Source organism: Micromonospora sp. MH33 (assembly GCF_003013775.1).
GTDB lineage: Bacteria > Actinomycetota > Actinomycetes > Mycobacteriales > Micromonosporaceae > Micromonospora > Micromonospora fulviviridis.
The window spans coordinates 15928-31308 of sequence record NZ_MUYZ01000003.1 but is presented as its reverse complement, the minus strand read 5'-3'; the positions used below and the strand labels follow the sequence as shown (position 1 = coordinate 31308).

The window sequence follows — 15381 nt, the reverse complement described above, 5'->3', positions numbered from 1 at the left end:
ATACGCTGCCGCAGGTACTCGTCATGCCAGCGAAGGGGATCCCCGATGAACGTCCGTCACCTGCTCACCGTCGCCACCGCCGTCCCGCTCGGGGCGTTCGGGCTCGCCGCACCGGCGGCCGCGCACGTCTCGGCCCAGCCGATCGCCGCCAGTGCCTACACGATGAGCGCCGGGCGACTCGGCGCCAGCCTCGCCGCCCTGCTGGGCCTGGCCGGCGTGATCATCGGCGGGCTGGCGCTGGCCCGCCCCACCAGTCGTGTCGGCACCGCGTCCGGGCGGCTCGGCGCCACCGGGGCCCTTGCGGCGGGGCTGATCGGCATGGCTCTCGGCGGGCTGGTCGCGGCCACCTCCGACGGTGGTGTCGGCACCGGCAACGGGCTGGGCGGCGCGTACGTGGCCCTGGTGGTGGGGCTGATCGCCGTCGTCCTCGGTGGGCTGGCTCTGACGCGCTCCCGCCGCGCCGCCTGAACCGGCCGGCCCGGCCGTGGCGCCGGGACGTCGTGGTCAGGAGCGGGTGAGCCAGCCGGGAACGGCCAGGCCGGACTCGTACGCGAGGATCACCAGCTGGGCCCGGTCCCGGACCTGGGTCTTGGTCATGATCCTGCTGACGTGCGTCTTCGCGGTGGCCGGGCTCAGCACCAGACGCGCCGCGATCTCGTCGTTGGACAGGCCGGCGGCGACGAGCGCCATCACCTCCCGCTCCCGTTCGGTGAGCGCGGTCAGCCGCGGCCCCGGGTCCGGGTGGGTGGCCCGGGCGGTGAACTCCGCGATCAGCCGGCGGGTGATCGCCGGCGCGATCAGCGCGTCACCGCGGGCCACCACCCGCACCCCGTGGATCAGCTCCGCCGGCTCGGTGTCCTTGACCAGGAAGCCGCTCGCGCCGGCCCGCAGCGCGCCGTAGACATAGTCGTCCAGGTCGAACGTGGTCAGGATGATCACGCGGATGGCGGAGTTCGGGGCGATCTCCCGGGTGGCGGCCAGGCCGTCCAGCCCGGGCATCCGGATGTCCATGAGGACGACGTCCGGCCGCAGCTGCCGGGCGAGGCGCACCGCCTCGGCGCCGTCGGCGGCCTCGCCGACGACCTCGATACCGTGCTCACCGTCCAGGATGGACCGGAACCCGGCGCGTACCAGGGTCTGGTCGTCGGCGAGCAGCACCCGGATCACGCCGGGTCTCCCGCCGGCACCGGGCCCGGCCGCAGCGGCAGGCGGGCGCAAACCCGGAAGCCGCCGTCCGGCCCGGAACCCGTGGTCAGCGAACCGCCCAACGCGCGGGCCCGCTCGCCCATGCCGAGGATCCCGTTGCCGGGCGCGCCCGGCCCGCCGGTGCCGTCGTCCTCGACCTCCACCAGCACGTCGTCCCGGTCGGGCCGGACCCGGACCACCGCGGCGGTCGCGGTCGCGTGCCGGGTCACGTTGGTGAGCGCCTCCTGGACGATCCGGTACGCCGCCAGGTCGACCTCCGGCGGCAGCGGCCGGATCTCGGCGACCTCGGTGCGGATCGCCAGCCCGGACCGCCCGGCCGTGGTGACCAGCTCGCCGAGGCGGTTCAGGCCGAGCGCCGGCGCGGTCGGCGCCTCGCCCTCCTGCCGAAGTGCGCCCAGCGTGCCGCGCAGCTCCCGCAACATCTCCTTGCTGGTCTGTTTGATCGCGGTGAGCGCCTGCTCGGACCGGGTGGGGTCCGGGCGGTGCAGCGCGGCGCTGGCCTGCACGTTGATCAGCGAGAGGTGGTGGCCGAGGGCGTCGTGCAGGTCGCGGGCGATCCGCAGCCGCTCCTCGGTGGCCCGGCGCCGGGCCTCCTCCTCCAGCCGCTGTTCCGCGGCGAGCGTCCGGGCCCGCGCCTCGGCCAGGTAGGCCCGGCGGTTGCGGGTCACGCCGACGATGACGGCGGTGAGCCACCCGGCGTGCAGCAGCGTCGCTCCGTTCCCGGTGTTCCCGGTTCTGCCGTAGCTGTCCGCGAGGGCGAAGGCGGCCACCGAGGCGAGACCGAGCCCGATGGCGACGGCGAGGTGCCCCTCGTCGACCACGGTGTAGAGCGCCACGACGAACACCAGCATGATCGGCCCGGGGCGGTGCAGCAGCGCCCCGTACGCGGCGACGGCGGCCAGCGCCACCACGCCCACCGCCACCGGATGGCGGCGACGGAGGTACAGCACGGCGGAGGAGGCCAGCACGGCCGACAGCGCCGCCCATTCGGCGGCCGTGTCGATGCCACGCGACTGCACCACGAGACCGACCAGGGCGATCAGGCCGACCATGAGCACCAGGGTCACGTTCGCCACCCGGCCGTGCCGCCGCCCCGTCCACATGCGTCAAAGCGTAACCCGCCCCGGCCGGCGCGTGACCTTGACGCACCGCATCGGTAAGTCGTAGCGTACCGTTCGTGGCTACTTACCGAACCGCCGATGGTTGGGACGCGTTGGGTGATCCCACCAGGCGTGCCATCGTCGCGTGCCTGGCCGAGCGGCCCCGCGCCGTCGGCGAGCTCGCCGACGAACTGCCGGTCAGCCGGCCCGCGGTATCCCAGCACCTCAAGGTCCTCAAGGACGCCGGGCTGGTCACCGACCAGGCGGCCGGCACCCGCCGGGTCTACCGGCTCAATCCGGCGGGCGTGGCCGCGCTGCGCGACCAGTTGGAGACGTTCTGGCGCCGCGCGCTGGACAGCTATCAGGACGTCGTCGAAGAACCGACCGAGGAGACCCCATGACCGGAACAACAGCCGCAGTGGTCCGCAGGCAGATCGTCGTCGAGGCGCCGCTCGAACGGGCGTTCACCGTGTTCACCGAGCGGTTCGGTGACTTCAAGCCGCCGGAGCACAACCTGCTCGGTGCGGCGATCGCGGAGACGGTGTTCGAGCCCAAGGTTGGCGGCCACATCTACGACCGGGGTGTCGACGGCAGCGAGTGCCGCTGGGCGCGGGTGCTCGCCTACGAACCGCCGAACCGGGTCGTGTTCAGTTGGGACATCGATCCCCGGTGGCAGGTCGAGACCGACCCGGACAACACCAGCGAGGTCGAGGTCCGTTTCGTCGCCGAGACCCCGCAACGCACCCGGGTGGAGCTGGAGCACCGCCACCTCGACCGGCATGGTCCCGGCTGGCAGGCCGTCGGCGACGGCGTCGGTCACGAGGAGGGATGGCCGCTCTACCTCACCCGGTACGCCGCACTGTTCACCGGAGCGGATGAAGGTTAGTTTCGGGTCAATCAGCATCCACGGCAAGAATATCCAATCGGGCGTGGACCGGGCCGCGGGCAGCCGCTAACTTCCTCAGCTATGTGGAAGACTGTCGATGTCTTGCGTGGGCGACCGCGCGGCCCGGTCGCCGCGGTCACCGCCGCCGCGCTCTCCGTCGTCCTGATCGGGGCCGTGCCGGGCACGGCGTACGCGTACGCCGACTCGGCCACCGGCATGATCAACACCTCGGGTACGGCGCTGAGCGTCCGGTCCGGGCCGGGGACCGGCTACGCGGCCTGGCGCACAGTGTCCGACGGCTCGACGGTCACGCTGCTGTGCCAGACCAACGGCCAGTCGGTGACTGGCACCTACGGCACGACGACGCTGTGGGACCTGCTGTCCAGCGGCGGCATGGTCTCCGACGCCTACGTGCACACCGGCTCGGACGGCCAGGTCGTCAACAGCTGCGCCTACGTCGGCGACGAGCCGTCGTCGAAGGCGAACCCGCGATCGGCCAACGGCGCGATCGACTGGGCCTTCCAGCGGTACCGCTCCACCGCCTACGAGAACCTGTGCCTGGCCTTCGTCGCCCAGGCGTACGGATGGGGCGGCTCGGGCTGGAACACCGCGGAGATCGGCGGTGACTGGGAGAGCAGCCATGGCTACCTGAACAGCTCCGGCATCCCGCCGCGGGGCGCGCTGGTCTGGTACCACAACTCGGTGGGCACCGGGCATGTGGCGATCAGCCTGGGGCAGGGCAAGGTGATCGGCACCTCCGTCGGCGGCGGGGTCGGTGTGGCCGGGTACCTCGACCACGGCTCCTACCGCGGCTGGTCGGTCGCCTACCTGCCGGCGGCCTGGTGATGCCGGGAACGCCAGCCGCGCCGGGGCGGCGACCCGGGCACCGCGACCGGCCGGCGGAGACCGTGCTGGACCGGAGGCACCTGCTCGGCCGTGCGGCCGCGGCGACGCTCGGCGCGGTCGGTGCCGGGCTGCTCGGGGCGGGTCCGGGCAGGGCGGCCCTGCCGGAGGTCGACATGGAGGCGCTGATCAAGGCGGCGCAGATCGACCCGCGGCGTGCGGACACCGCGATCACCGCCGGCAGCCGGGACAGCGTTCTCCTCGTCGAGCGGGCGCTGCGGGACCGGGGCCTCCTCGTCGCCACGTACGTGGACGGTCACTTCGGCACCAGCACCGTGGCGGCGTACGCCGCCTACCAGCGATCTCTGGGGTACGCGGGCCTCGACGCCACGGGCCTGCCGGGGCTGACCTCGCTGCGGACACTGGGGGACCAGCGCTTCACCGTGGTCCGGCCACTGACCCCCGGCGGTGTCCTCGACTTCCGCGGCGTCCGCGTGAACAGCCGGACCAGGGCGATGCTGCTGGAGGCCGAGCGGCTGCTCGGCCGCCAACTGGCGATCAGCCAGGGCTCGTACAGCACGAGTGACCCGACCTCGGCCGGCACCCACGACGGCGGCGGCGCGCTGGACCTCGCGGTGGACGGCATGTCCGGCACCTACCGCACGACGGTGGTACGGCATCTGCGCCGGGTCGGCTTCGCGGCCTGGTTGCGGACGCCCGCGCAGGGCAACTGGCCCTACCACATCCACGCGGTGGCGCTGGCCGACACCGACCAGTCGGCGCCGGCGCAGCACCAGGCGGGCGACTACTACCTCGGGCTCAACGGGCTGGCGAACCGGGGCCCCGACGACGGGCCGGCCGTGAGCCCCGTGCTCACCTGGGAGGAGTACCAGCGGAGCTGATCGGAGCTGTCGCAGCAGGAACGCGTAACGGCACCGGGACCCACAGCGCTCTTCTTGTGCAGAGAACGCTGGAAGCACCCTTCCCGGGGCGGGCGGAAACTGGAGGTTCAGGGCCCGAGGTGCCGCCCGGTCCACTCGAACAGCACAGGAAGTACTCATGGTTGAGCATGCACCGTCAATCCCACGCCCGCAGCGACGGCCGGAAACCACAGCGGTGGAGCCGACCGAATCGGAGACCGGGGCTCAGGTTCAACAACCCGAGCCCGAGGAACGGCAGAGGTCGACCTGCCAGCACTGCCGGCAACCCCTGTTCAAGGACTGGCTGTGGGGATGGATGCACACGGCCAGCGGCTACCTGTGCCAGGATCCCACCACCGGCGAGCGGCTGTGCCAGCCCGCCACCCCCGCCTGACTCCTCCGTCGCCGCACCCGTTTCGCGGGCGAGCACGCCTGGCAGGAGAAGAGGAGGTACGGGGATAGGGTGCGGCGGTGGAGGAACTGAGTCACCTGTTCCGTCTGGCCGCGGACCACGCGGCGGCATACCGGCGGTCGTTGCCGGATCGGCCGGTCGGCGTGCCGATCGACCAGGCCGCGTTGGCCGACGCCTTCGCCGGCCCGTTGCCCGCCGCGCCCTGCCCGCCGGAGCAGGTGTTGGCGGACCTGCTGGCCGCGGCCGAGCCCGGCCTGGTCGCCAGCGCCGGCCCGCGGTACTTCGGGTTCGTGGTCGGCGGCGCGCTGCCGGCGGCGACCGCGGCCGACATCCTCGCCGCCGGTTGGGACCAGCTCGCGTTCAACGCCGTCACGTCGCCGGCTGCCATCGCGGCCGAGGCGGCCGCCGGCGGTTGGCTGAAGGAGCTGCTGGGGGTTCCAGCGTCGGCGTCGGTGGGTTTCGTCACCGGGGCGCAGGCGGCGAACACCGCCGGGCTCGCCGCCGCCCGGCACCAGGTGCTGGCCGACGCGGGGTGGGACGTGGAACGGCGTGGGCTGCTCGGGGCGCCGCCGATTCGGGTGATCGCGGGGGAGGAGCGGCACGGCACCATCGACCGGTCGCTGCGTCTGCTGGGTCTCGGGGTGGACGTGGTGGAGCCGGTGCCGGCCGGGCCGAACGGCGCCATCGACGTCGGCGCGCTGCGGGCCCTGCTGCGGGCCGGTGCCCCGGCACCCACCATCGTGTGCCTGCAGGCCGGCAACGTGAACACCGGGGCCTGCGACGAGCTGCGCGAGGCGTGCGAGCTGGTCCACCGGCACGGTGGATGGGCGCATGTGGACGGGGCGTTCGGACTGTGGGCCGCGGCGAGCCCGGCCCGGCGGCATCTGGTCGACGGGCTGGAACTGGCGGACTCGTTGGCCTGCGACGGCCACAAATGGCTGAATCTGCCGTACGACTCGGCCTTCGCGTTCTGCACCCGGCCCGACGTGCACGCGGCCGCGATGTCGTACGCCGCCGCCTACCTGGTCGGCTCCGGCGGCGCGCCGGTGGGCGCGGACCTCACCGCCGAGTCCTCGCGCCGCGCGCGGGGTTTCGCCGTCTGGGCCGGACTGCGCGAGCTGGGCCGCGACGGGGTCGCGGCAGTGGTCGACCGGTGCTGCGCGCTGGCCCGCCGGTTCGCCGAGGGCCTGACCGCGGCCGGGTTCGAGGTGGCGAACGAGGTGGTCCTCAACCAGGTGCTGGTGGGCTTCGGCGACGACGCGCGCACCGACCGGGTGGTGGCGGCGGTGCAGGCGGACGGCACCTGCTGGGCGGGCGGTACGACGTGGCGGGGCCGGCGCCTCATGCGGCTCTCCGTGTCGAACGCGACCACGACCGAGGCGGACGTGGACCGGTCGGTGGCCGCGATCACCCGCCTCGCCGCCTGACGTCGACCGCAACCCGGCGGGCCGGGTCCGGCCAGGGCGGGGTTAGACCCGGGGGATCAGCACGCTGCGCAGCGCGCCGGTGATCCGGTCGAGCCGCCGGTCGGTGGCCTGCCGGTCGATCAGCGGGGGCGTGCAGAGCAGGACCGCGCAGGTGGCCAGGACCGCTCCGGCGACGACCGCCAGCGTGACGGCGACGGCCGCGGCCGGCACCAGCGCCAGCACCGCCAGCCGCAATCCGGCCGGCCGCCCGCCCAGCCAGGACAACCATCCGCGCCCGGCCAGGCAGCGCGGCGACGCCAGGCACTTCCACGCGATCAGGTCCAGGGCGACGCCGGCGACGGCGAGCACGTACAGGGCGGTGAGCGTGAGCGCCAGCAGCCGGCACAGGGACCGGACGGCAGCGTCGGAACCACGGTTCGCCGGGCGCATCCAGATCGCCACGTTGACCAGCATGAACGGCAGCAGGAAGACCAACAACAGGGTCCGGGCCATGGTTCCGGAGGGCAGGTCGCCCCAGCGGTACGCCTCCCGCGTCACCCGCGCGCCGTCGCCCGACGACCGGCGGCGGGTCCGGTAGAAGCCACCGCTGCGGTCGCCCGCGACCTGCTCGGTCTGCAGCGTGTCCAGCACCTCGCCGGCGCTCGCGCCGGAGGCCCCGTGCACCCGCAGCTCCACCACGTCTTCGGGCCGGCCCGGCCCGGTCCACCGCGCTGCGTCCGACATCCGCCCCCCGAGCCGTCCTGGGGGTCCGAACCGGGTGGACCCGGCCGAGGCGGGCCCCGCCGCTCGCGGCGGTCTACCCCTCCCGGCCGGGTCCAACCTCGGGCACCGGGTCACCGCTCAGGTGGACGGCTGGCCGTCGAGGGACTCGCGCAGGATGTCGGCGTGCCCGGCGTGCTGGGCGGTCTCGGCGATGACGTGCAGCAACACCCGGCGTACGCTGCGCACCGCTCCGGGCTCCTGCCAGGGTGCGTCCGGCACGGGGTGCGTCGCGGACAGGTCGGGGACGGCGGCGACGATCTCCTCGGTGCGGGCGGCGACCTGCTCGTAGCGGGCGAGGATCCCGTCCCGCGTCTCGCCCGGCAGCATCCGGAAGCCGTCCTCGTGGTCGATCAACCACTGCGGGACCTCCCGCGCGGTACCGGCCATGAGGTCGGCCCAGGTGACCCCGTCGGGCAGGTCGAAGCGCATCGCCGACGGGCCCTCGACCACGAAGCGGAGCCACGCTTCCTCCATGGCCGTGACGTGCTTGATCAGCCCGCCCAGGCAGAGTGCGCTGACCGTCGGCCGCTCGCCGAGCTGCTCGTCGGTGAGTCCGCGGACGGTGATGGTGAGGGCCGCTCGCGCCGTCGCGAGGTCGGCGAGCAGGTCGGCGCGCTCGGCGTCGACGGTTGCGCGGGGCGTGGTGGCAGCGTTCATGGTGTTCGGGCCCTTCTCGTCGGTGTCGATGACTGGCATGCGGCCACCGTCGCAGGAGAAGAGGTCAGGTAGTGGCCTCTTCTCCGGGCAGTATGGGAACCATGCCGAAGACCGCCGCGCGACTGCTGACCCTGCTCTCGCTGCTCCAGGCCCGGCGCGACTGGCCGGGGGCGCTCCTGGCCGAGCGGCTGGAGGTCAGCCCGCGCACCGTGCGCCGCGACGTCGACCGCCTGCGCGAGCTCGGCTATCCCGTCGCGGCGCTCAAGGGGCCCGACGGCGGCTACCGGCTGGACGCCGGGGCCGAACTGCCTCCGCTGCGGTTCGACGACGAGCAGGCCGTCGCGCTGGCCATCGCCCTCCAGATCGCCACCACGACCGGCGCCGGCATCGAGGAGGCCGCGGTCCGCGCGCTGCACACCGTCCGGCAGGTGATGCCCGCACGGTTGCGCCGCCGGATCGACATGCTCCAGGTCACCGCCGTCGCGCGGCCCGCGGCCCGCCCGGTCCCCACCGTCGACAGCGGCGTGCTCATGGCACTCAGCGCCGCCGTCCACGCCCGCGAGGTGCTGCGCTTCGACTACACCCGCGCGACCGCGACGGAGGGCGCCGGCAACCCGGAGCCGGCGCCGCGGCGCCGGGTGCAGCCACACCACCTCGTCGTCTGGGGCGGACGGTGGTATCTCGTCGCCTGGGACCTCGACCGTGAGGACTGGCGCACCTTCCGGGTCGACGGGATCACCCCACGCATCCCCACCGGCCCCCGGTTCACCCCGCGGGAGCTGCCCACGGGCGATGTGGCCACCTTCGTGGCCCGCAAGTTCCGGGGCTCTGGCGGCCCCGGCGACTGGCCCTGCCGAGGGGAGGTGATCCTCGACCTGCCGGCCGCCGCGGTGTCCCGCTACACCCGTGACGGGCTGGTCGAGGAACTCGGCCCGGACCGCTGCCGGCTCGTCCTGGGCTCCTGGTCCTGGCCCGGCCTGGCCGCCGCCCTCGGCGCGTTCGACGCCGACCTCCAGGTCGTCGGCCCGGCCGAGCTCAGGGACGCCTTCGCGCGCCTGGCCCGCCGCTACGGCGACGCGGCGACCGGGGGCCCCGGTCGCCCGGGCCGGTCAGGCCGTCCGCCGGCCGCGCCCGAGTGACAGCAGCAGGCCGGCGGCGGCCAGGGCGGCTCCGGCGACGGCGGCGTACCCCGGAAGGTCGGCGGGAATGCCCAGGTAGACGGTGATGCCGAGGATGCGGGACAGGCCCCAGGGCAGCAGCGCGAGCGCGGTCCAGAAGGCGAACCAGTACCGCCCCGGCCCGCGCCCGGCGAGCGCCGCCAGGAGCAGCGTGCCGCGCAGCAGCGCGACGCCGCCGACCACGGCCCACAGGTGGAACGGGTCGCGCCGGCCGACGACGAGGCGTACGACGAGGGCGAACAGCGCCCACCCGCCGAGGGTGACCAGCAGGTGCGCGGGGGCCGCGAACCAGGTGAACACGAGCCGGCTCGCCACCAGGACCACGGCGGGAACCAGCCACACCAGGATCCGGTCCAGCCGGGACCCGGGCGCGGGCAGCGCCGCGACCCGCCACGGCCGGACCGCGCCGAGCAGCGACCCGAACGCCTCGAACTCGCGCCGGGCCTGGAACTCCACGATGCGGCGGTGCGCGCCGGCTGTCGCCATCCGCCCGGACACCAAACGCAACGTTTGGTTGCGCGAAGCCACCTGTCGGGGTAGCGTCATGCGCAACCAAACGTTGCAGGAGGATGTCGTGGAGTTCGGAACCATCGAGCGTGAGATCTACGTCGAGGCGTCGCCCGAGATCGTCTTCGAGGTGGTGAGCAGCCCCGATCACCTCAAGCAGTGGTGGCCGGACGACGCCCGGTACGACCCGACGCCCGGATCGACGGGGGAGATCGTCTTCGGCGACCGCGACGCCGGCGGGACGGTGGTGCCGTTCACCGTGGTCGACGCGCGGCCGCCGCGGCGGTTCTCGTTCCGGTGGACCCAGCCGGCCGGCGAGGTCGCGGCGGCGGGCAACTCGCTGCTGGTCACCTTCGACCTGACCCCGTCCGGCGGCGGAACGCTGCTCAGGATGACCGAGACCGGCTTCCGCGAGATGGGCTGGGAGGTCGCCGTCCTGGAGCAGCAGTACCGGGAGCACGGCACCGGCTGGGACTTCTACCTGCCGCGGCTGGTGGCGTACGCGGCGACGCTGGAGGTGCGGGCGTGAGCACCGGGGTGGCCGAGCAGGTCGACGACGACCTCTGGTCCGCGATCGGGGACCCGACCCGGCGGCGGATGCTCGACCTGCTGCTCGTCGAGGGCCACGGCACCGCGACCACGCTGAGCCAGCAGATGCCGGTCACCCGCCAGGCGGTGGCCAAGCACCTCGGCGTCCTCGACCGGGTCGGCCTGGTCCGGGCGACGCCGGCAGGCCGCGAGAAGCGGTACCGGGTGGACGACGCGCAGCTCGCCCGCGCGGTGGCCCAGCTGTCGTCGGTCGGATCGGCGTGGGACGCCCGGCTGCAGCGGATCAAGCGGATCGCCGAGGCGATCCAGCACACCCGACAGGACTGACAACGAGATCAAGGAGAGTCGAGATGGTGGACATCCTGCACCGGGTCGGGGTCAAGACCCCGACGCCGGAGAAGGTGTACGAGGCGCTGACGACCGTCGAGGGCCTCGCCGGCTGGTGGACCGACGACACGAAGGGCAGCGGCGACGTCGGCGGCGTCCTCGAGTTCCGGTTCCTGCCCGGCGGCTTCGACATGGAGGTCGTCGAGCTGCGGCCGTCCGAGCGGGTGGCATGGCGGGTGGTCGACGGCCCCGGGGAGTGGCTGGGCACCACGATCGACTGGGACCTCCACCAGGACGGCGACTACACGATCGTGCTGTTCAAGCACCGTGGCTGGCGGGAGCCGGTGGAGTTCATGCACCACTGCAGCACCAAGTGGGGCTCCTACCTGATGAGCCTGAAGTCGCTGGTCGAGACCGGCGAGGGGGCGCCGTCGCCGCGGGACGTGCAGATCAGCGACTGGCACTGAGTCCGGTGATGGTGCCGTTCGAAACCATGCCGACCGGGTAGACGCCGCCCGCGCCCGCGGTCGCCGGGCCAACGGACGGAAGGGACGGCAATGACCAGGATCGGCATCATCATCGGGAGCACGCGGCCCGGACGTAACGGGGAGACGGTGGCCCGCTGGGTTCACGAGATCGCCGCCAAGCGCGACGACGCCCAGTACGAACTCGTCGACATCAAGGACTTCAACCTGCCCCACCTCGACGAGATGGCACCGCCGTCACTCGGCCAGTACACCCAGCCCCACACCCTGCGGTGGGCCGAGAAGATCGCCTCCTACGACGGCTACGTCTTCGTCACGCCGGAGTACAACCACTCCACCTCCGGGGCGCTGAAGAACGCGATCGACTTCCTCTACGCCGAGTGGAACAACAAGGCGGCCGGGTTCGTCAGCTACGGCAGCGTCGGCGGCACCCGGGCGGTGGAGCACCTCCGCCTGGTTGTCGCCGAGTTGCAGATGGCGGACGTACGGGCCCAGGTCGCGCTCTCGCTCTTCACCGACTTCGAAAACTTCAGCGTCTTCAAGCCCGGTGATCACCAGGTCGGTGCGGTGAACACGATGCTCGACCAGTTGACCGCGTGGAGCGGTGCCCTGGCGAACCTGCGGTCCGGCACGACGATGGCCACCCCTCAGTCCGGCGCGTAGCCGGTCGGACCGGGCCAGTTGGGGCGTCAGCCCGTCAGTGACTCGCCGCCGGCGCCGCCGTTTCCCGATCGCGACCGGTCGCGGCGCCGCTGAGGGCCGACGCGTCCATGCCGCCACCGGCGACAGCGTCACCCGCACGGGCAGTGGGATCGCCGGCCCATGCCTCTCCCGCGGTACGACGACGCGCCGCCCGCACGACCGCCAACCCCACCGTCGCCGCCGAGAGGGACAACGCCGCTGCCTGCAGCAGCCGGCCTCTCCTGCCCTGTCCGCGCTTCATACCGATCGCTCCTCTCACTACCGGGTTGCCTCCCGTCTCATCCTGGAGGTGCGAGAGCGACGGTGCTGGCGGGTTCGGCGCCGTTGACACGTTCGGGCTGTTCCGGCCGGCGTGCCGACGGCCTGCCGGCCACTCGTGCCCGGTTCCCACCGCCACAGCAGACCCGCATAAGTGCCGCTCACGTGGGCATTCACCGAGCGACCTGAGGCGAGGTACCCGGCAAGGCGAAGAGTGCAGGTCGTGCTTGCCGCACATTCGAACAACACCGCGAGGCCATGCGTTCAACGCCGACCCCGCGTGCCTGTCAGTAAAGGCTGATCCGTCCTTTGAACCGACTTTCAGCCGGCCTGGCGGGCAGAGCGGGGGAGCTTCCCGGTCGCGTCGCTGGCCGGGAGCGAGGGAGGGAACAGGGCTATGACGGCAACCAACCAGAGCCGCTCGCCGGGCGGCACCGGCGGGCAGGCCCGGCAGGAGGCTTCCCGGGTCGGCCACGCCGCCGCGCAGACCGGCGGCAAGGTCGCGCACGCCGCGACCGAGCAGGGCGGGCACGTGGCCGCCGAGGCGTGGCAACAGACCCGCAACCTGACCGGGCAGGCCACCACGCAACTGCAGGACCAGGCTCGGACCCAGCAGCACCGGGCCGCCGAAGGGCTCCGCGACCTCGGCCGCGAGCTCGGCTCGATGGCGGAGCGGAGCGGGGAGTCCGGAATGGCCGGCGAGGCGGTCCGGCGGGCGGCGGACGCTGCCCAGCGGGCCGCCGGGTGGCTGGACCAGCGGGAGCCCGGTGAGGTGTTGGACGAGGTGCGGGGGTACGCCCGGCAGCATCCGGGCACGTTCCTCGCCGGCGCCGTGGTGGCGGGTCTGCTGGTCGGCCGGCTCACCCGCAACCTGACCGCCTCCGACGGGGCGGGTCCCGGCGCTCAGCCGGCCCAGCCCGCGCAGCCGCCGCCGGCGCCGATGTCGTCCGAGCGGACGGTCGAGGCGCCGTACGCCGGAGAGCAGCCGTACACCGGGGTGGCCCGGGCGCAGAACGTGTCGCCCCCCGGCCGGCCGGAGCCGGAGGTCCCGGGCGGGGTGGCGCCGTGAGTGCCCCGGAGAAGGAGCGGAGCCAGGCCTCCGTCGGCGAGCTGCTGGGCGAGGTGACCCGGGATCTGTCCACGCTGGTCCGCCAGGAGGTCGAGCTGGCCAAGGCGGAGCTGCGCGAGGAGGCGAGCCAGGCCGGCAAGGCCGGCGGGATGTTCGGCGGCGCGGCGCTGGCCGGCTTCCTGACTGTGCTGTTCGTGTCCTACGCGGTCTGGTGGGGACTGTCGAACGTGATGGACGAGGGCTGGGCCGCGCTGATCGTGGCGGTCATCTGGGCGGTCGCCACCGCCGTCCTTCTCGCCAGCGCGCGGACGAAGATGCGGCAGCTCCGTGCGGTCTTCCCTCGGACGAAACAGACCGCGCGGGAGATGCCGCAGGCCATGCGAGGCCGCTGACCGAGCCAGGAGGGAGCGGATCATGTCCAACGATCCGGACCGGATCCGATCAGAGATCGAGAACACCCGGAGCGAGCTGAGCAGCGACGTGGATGCCCTGACCGACAAGGTGAACCCGCGTCGAATCGCCGGTGAGCGCGTCGGGCAGGCGCGCGGCGTGCTGACCCGGGCCAAGGAGAAGGTGATGGGCGCGCAGATGGACGGACACAGCGTCGGCCAGCGGATGTCCCAGGCCACCGGTTCGGTGCGGAACGAGGCGCGGTCGCTCGGGCAGCAGTCCCGGGAGCAGGCACAGGGCAACCCGCTGGCGGCCGGCCTGATCGCCTTCGGCGCCGGACTGCTGGTCTCCTCGATGATCCCGCCCAGCCGTCCCGAGCGGCAGTGGGCCGGGCAGGCCCGGGGCATGGTCGGTGAGCACTCGGCCGGGCTGCGCGAGCAGGCGGGCCAGGTCGGTCACCAGCTCCGGGACAACCTGCGGGAGCCCGCGCAGCAGGCGGCCCAGTCGGTGCGGTCCACCGCCACCCAGGGCGTGTCCGCCGTCCGGGACCAGGGCCAGTCGGCCGCCCACCAGGTTCAGGAAGAGACGCATGCGGCCGCCGACGACATGCGGCGTCGCTGAGCCGGTCGAACGGGTCGAGCCGCCGACCCACCACGTCTCAGGACGGCCTCGTCCCGCCGCGTGAGCACGGTCCGCTGTCCACCGGGCAGCGGACCGTGCTCACGCGGTCAGGCACGGGCCTCGTACTGGTCGTGGCGGGGTACGGCGCGGTCCACTCCTGCTTCACCGAAGTTCCAGGCCGTACCGCTGGGCCGATGCGGGTTGTGCGGGCCGCGCGAGCCGCCGGAGAAATGCCGTCGTCATCTTCTCGACGGCTGTTGCGGTGACGTTAACGGCTATACCAATCATCGGTGAGCGGCTATATGATCGCGGTCAGCAGGCCATCAATGCCTCACCACGCAACGCAGGTCCAGCACGCCTTTCCCGGAGCCGACCCGCAGGTGTCCGCATCCACCCACGCCTGGCGGTCGCGTGCGACCACCTGCGCCGCATCGGCGCGCGTAATTGCCCGGTGCGGCGCACCAGCCTCACCAAAGGGTGGGAAACGGAAGGGCGAGTGATGACAGGGAACGCGTCCTTGGTCATTGCCATCGCGTCCTCGGCGGCGGAACGCCGGCAACTCGCCCAACTGCTCGGCGGCACCGAGGCGTTCCTGATCGTTTCGAGCGTCCACCAGGCACGACGGTTCCTCGATCTGGTCCGCCGCCCCGCGGAGGCTCCGGCCGCCCCCGACGCGGTCGCCGCCGCCCCCGAGGCGGTCGCCGCCGCCCCCGAGGCGGTCGCCCCCGCCCCCGACGTGGTCGTCGCCGCCCCCGCGCCGGCCGGCCAGTCCGTGCCCGGGCTGGACGTCGACTCCGACCGGCGCGTCCTGCGCTGGCGGGAGCGGGAGGTCGGGCTGACGCCGCTGGAGCACGACCTGCTGGTCTGCCTCACCGGCACGCCCGGCGAGGTGTGGACCTACGCGCGGCTGCACCGCGCGGTGTGGGGCAACGACCATCTGGGACGCGGCTCCGACGTGCACTCGGTGGTACGCCGGGTCCGGCGCAAGCTCGGCCGGCTGGGCGCGGCGCCCACGATCCAGGCGGTACGTGGCGTGGGCTTCCGGCTCGCGTCGTCCTGAGCACGGGTTCCCGGCGCCGCCC

21 protein-coding genes are annotated in these 15381 nt (G+C 73.4%); 16 read left to right on the top strand and 5 right to left on the bottom strand.

Annotation, left to right across the window (positions count from 1 at the left end; genetic code table 11):
• Positions 1-45 precede the first annotated feature (45 nt).
• On the top strand, positions 46-468 hold the full coding sequence (locus tag B0E53_RS01170) for a DUF6223 family protein (RefSeq protein ID WP_107074217.1): 423 nt from the start codon (positions 46-48) through the stop codon (positions 466-468).
• 36 nt (positions 469-504) lie between these two features.
• Here B0E53_RS01170 and B0E53_RS01165 read toward each other — a convergent pair whose 3' ends face one another.
• Both B0E53_RS01165 and B0E53_RS01160 read right to left on the bottom strand, forming a co-directional pair.
• Entirely contained in the window at positions 505-1167 is a 663-nt protein-coding gene (locus B0E53_RS01165) for a response regulator transcription factor (RefSeq protein WP_107074216.1), read from the bottom strand.
• A complete protein-coding gene (locus B0E53_RS01160; RefSeq protein ID WP_107074215.1) occupies positions 1164-2309 on the bottom strand; it encodes a sensor histidine kinase in 1146 nt (381 codons plus the stop codon). The genes B0E53_RS01165 and B0E53_RS01160 overlap by 4 nt, the downstream gene beginning before the upstream one ends.
• Before the next feature lie 74 nt (positions 2310-2383).
• On the opposite strand from B0E53_RS01160, the gene B0E53_RS01155 reads away from it, so the two are divergent.
• From B0E53_RS01155 to B0E53_RS01130, 6 genes are all read left to right on the top strand, one after another.
• A complete protein-coding gene (locus B0E53_RS01155) occupies positions 2384-2707 on the top strand; it encodes a metalloregulator ArsR/SmtB family transcription factor (RefSeq protein WP_210405848.1) in 324 nt (107 codons plus the stop codon).
• Positions 2704-3192, top strand: a complete 489-nt coding sequence (locus B0E53_RS01150; protein ID WP_107074213.1) for an SRPBCC family protein — start codon at positions 2704-2706, stop codon at positions 3190-3192. Before B0E53_RS01155 ends, B0E53_RS01150 begins: the two co-directional genes overlap by 4 nt.
• Positions 3193-3294: 102 nt before the next feature.
• Positions 3295-4038, top strand: a complete 744-nt coding sequence (locus tag B0E53_RS01145) for a hypothetical protein (RefSeq protein ID WP_146167537.1) — start codon at positions 3295-3297, stop codon at positions 4036-4038.
• 62 nt (positions 4039-4100) lie between these two features.
• A complete protein-coding gene (locus tag B0E53_RS01140) occupies positions 4101-4937 on the top strand; it encodes a peptidoglycan-binding domain-containing protein (RefSeq protein ID WP_210405847.1) in 837 nt (278 codons plus the stop codon).
• 214 nt (positions 4938-5151) lie between these two features.
• On the top strand, positions 5152-5349 hold the full coding sequence (locus B0E53_RS01135; protein ID WP_107074211.1) for a hypothetical protein: 198 nt from the start codon (positions 5152-5154) through the stop codon (positions 5347-5349).
• Between the two features lie 77 nt (positions 5350-5426).
• Positions 5427-6794 carry a pyridoxal-dependent decarboxylase gene (locus tag B0E53_RS01130; RefSeq protein ID WP_107074210.1) on the top strand — a complete coding sequence of 456 codons (1368 nt, stop codon included), beginning with the start codon at positions 5427-5429 and terminating at the stop codon, positions 6792-6794.
• A gap of 42 nt (positions 6795-6836) precedes the next feature.
• Here the strand turns inward: B0E53_RS01130 and B0E53_RS38905 are convergent, their stop codons facing one another.
• Positions 6837-7517, bottom strand: coding sequence for a hypothetical protein (locus tag B0E53_RS38905; RefSeq protein WP_246835152.1), 681 nt, complete (start codon positions 7515-7517; stop codon positions 6837-6839).
• Positions 7518-7634: 117 nt separating this feature from the next.
• Positions 7635-8252, bottom strand: a complete 618-nt coding sequence (locus tag B0E53_RS01120; RefSeq protein ID WP_210405846.1) for a DinB family protein — start codon at positions 8250-8252, stop codon at positions 7635-7637.
• 62 nt (positions 8253-8314) lie between these two features.
• On the opposite strand from B0E53_RS01120, the gene B0E53_RS01115 reads away from it, so the two are divergent.
• Positions 8315-9352 carry a WYL domain-containing protein gene (locus B0E53_RS01115; RefSeq protein WP_107074265.1) on the top strand — a complete coding sequence of 346 codons (1038 nt, stop codon included), beginning with the start codon at positions 8315-8317 and terminating at the stop codon, positions 9350-9352.
• On the opposite strand, the gene B0E53_RS01110 is transcribed toward B0E53_RS01115, so the two are convergent.
• The gene (locus B0E53_RS01110) at positions 9323-9877 is read right to left on the bottom strand and encodes a hypothetical protein (RefSeq protein ID WP_210405844.1); all 555 of its coding nucleotides are present in this window, start codon (positions 9875-9877) and stop codon (positions 9323-9325) included. The genes B0E53_RS01115 and B0E53_RS01110 overlap by 30 nt on opposite strands.
• 88 nt (positions 9878-9965) lie before the next feature.
• Here B0E53_RS01110 and B0E53_RS01105 point away from each other — a divergent pair, with 88 nt between their 5' ends.
• The 8 genes from B0E53_RS01105 (at position 9966) to B0E53_RS01070 (ending at position 15359) form a co-directional block, all read left to right on the top strand.
• The gene (locus B0E53_RS01105) at positions 9966-10427 is read left to right on the top strand and encodes an SRPBCC family protein (protein WP_107074209.1); all 462 of its coding nucleotides are present in this window, start codon (positions 9966-9968) and stop codon (positions 10425-10427) included.
• Positions 10424-10774 (top strand): metalloregulator ArsR/SmtB family transcription factor, encoded by a 351-nt coding sequence (locus B0E53_RS01100; RefSeq protein WP_107074208.1) that lies wholly within the window; start codon positions 10424-10426, stop codon positions 10772-10774. Before B0E53_RS01105 ends, B0E53_RS01100 begins: the two co-directional genes overlap by 4 nt.
• 23 nt (positions 10775-10797) lie before the next feature.
• The gene (locus B0E53_RS01095) at positions 10798-11241 is read left to right on the top strand and encodes an SRPBCC domain-containing protein (RefSeq protein WP_107074207.1); all 444 of its coding nucleotides are present in this window, start codon (positions 10798-10800) and stop codon (positions 11239-11241) included.
• 90 nt (positions 11242-11331) lie between these two features.
• Entirely contained in the window at positions 11332-11922 is a 591-nt protein-coding gene (locus B0E53_RS01090) for an NAD(P)H-dependent oxidoreductase (RefSeq protein ID WP_107074206.1), read from the top strand.
• A gap of 694 nt (positions 11923-12616) precedes the next feature.
• Complete coding sequence (locus tag B0E53_RS01085; RefSeq protein ID WP_107074205.1) at positions 12617-13288, top strand: hypothetical protein; 672 nt, start codon at positions 12617-12619, stop codon at positions 13286-13288.
• Entirely contained in the window at positions 13285-13680 is a 396-nt protein-coding gene (locus tag B0E53_RS01080) for a phage holin family protein (protein WP_107074204.1), read from the top strand. Before B0E53_RS01085 ends, B0E53_RS01080 begins: the two co-directional genes overlap by 4 nt.
• A 22-nt stretch (positions 13681-13702) precedes the next feature.
• A complete protein-coding gene (locus tag B0E53_RS01075) occupies positions 13703-14299 on the top strand; it encodes a DUF3618 domain-containing protein (RefSeq protein ID WP_107074203.1) in 597 nt (198 codons plus the stop codon).
• A 517-nt stretch (positions 14300-14816) separates the two neighbouring features.
• Complete coding sequence (locus B0E53_RS01070; RefSeq protein ID WP_246835151.1) at positions 14817-15359, top strand: winged helix-turn-helix domain-containing protein; 543 nt, start codon at positions 14817-14819, stop codon at positions 15357-15359.
• Positions 15360-15381 lie beyond the last annotated feature (22 nt).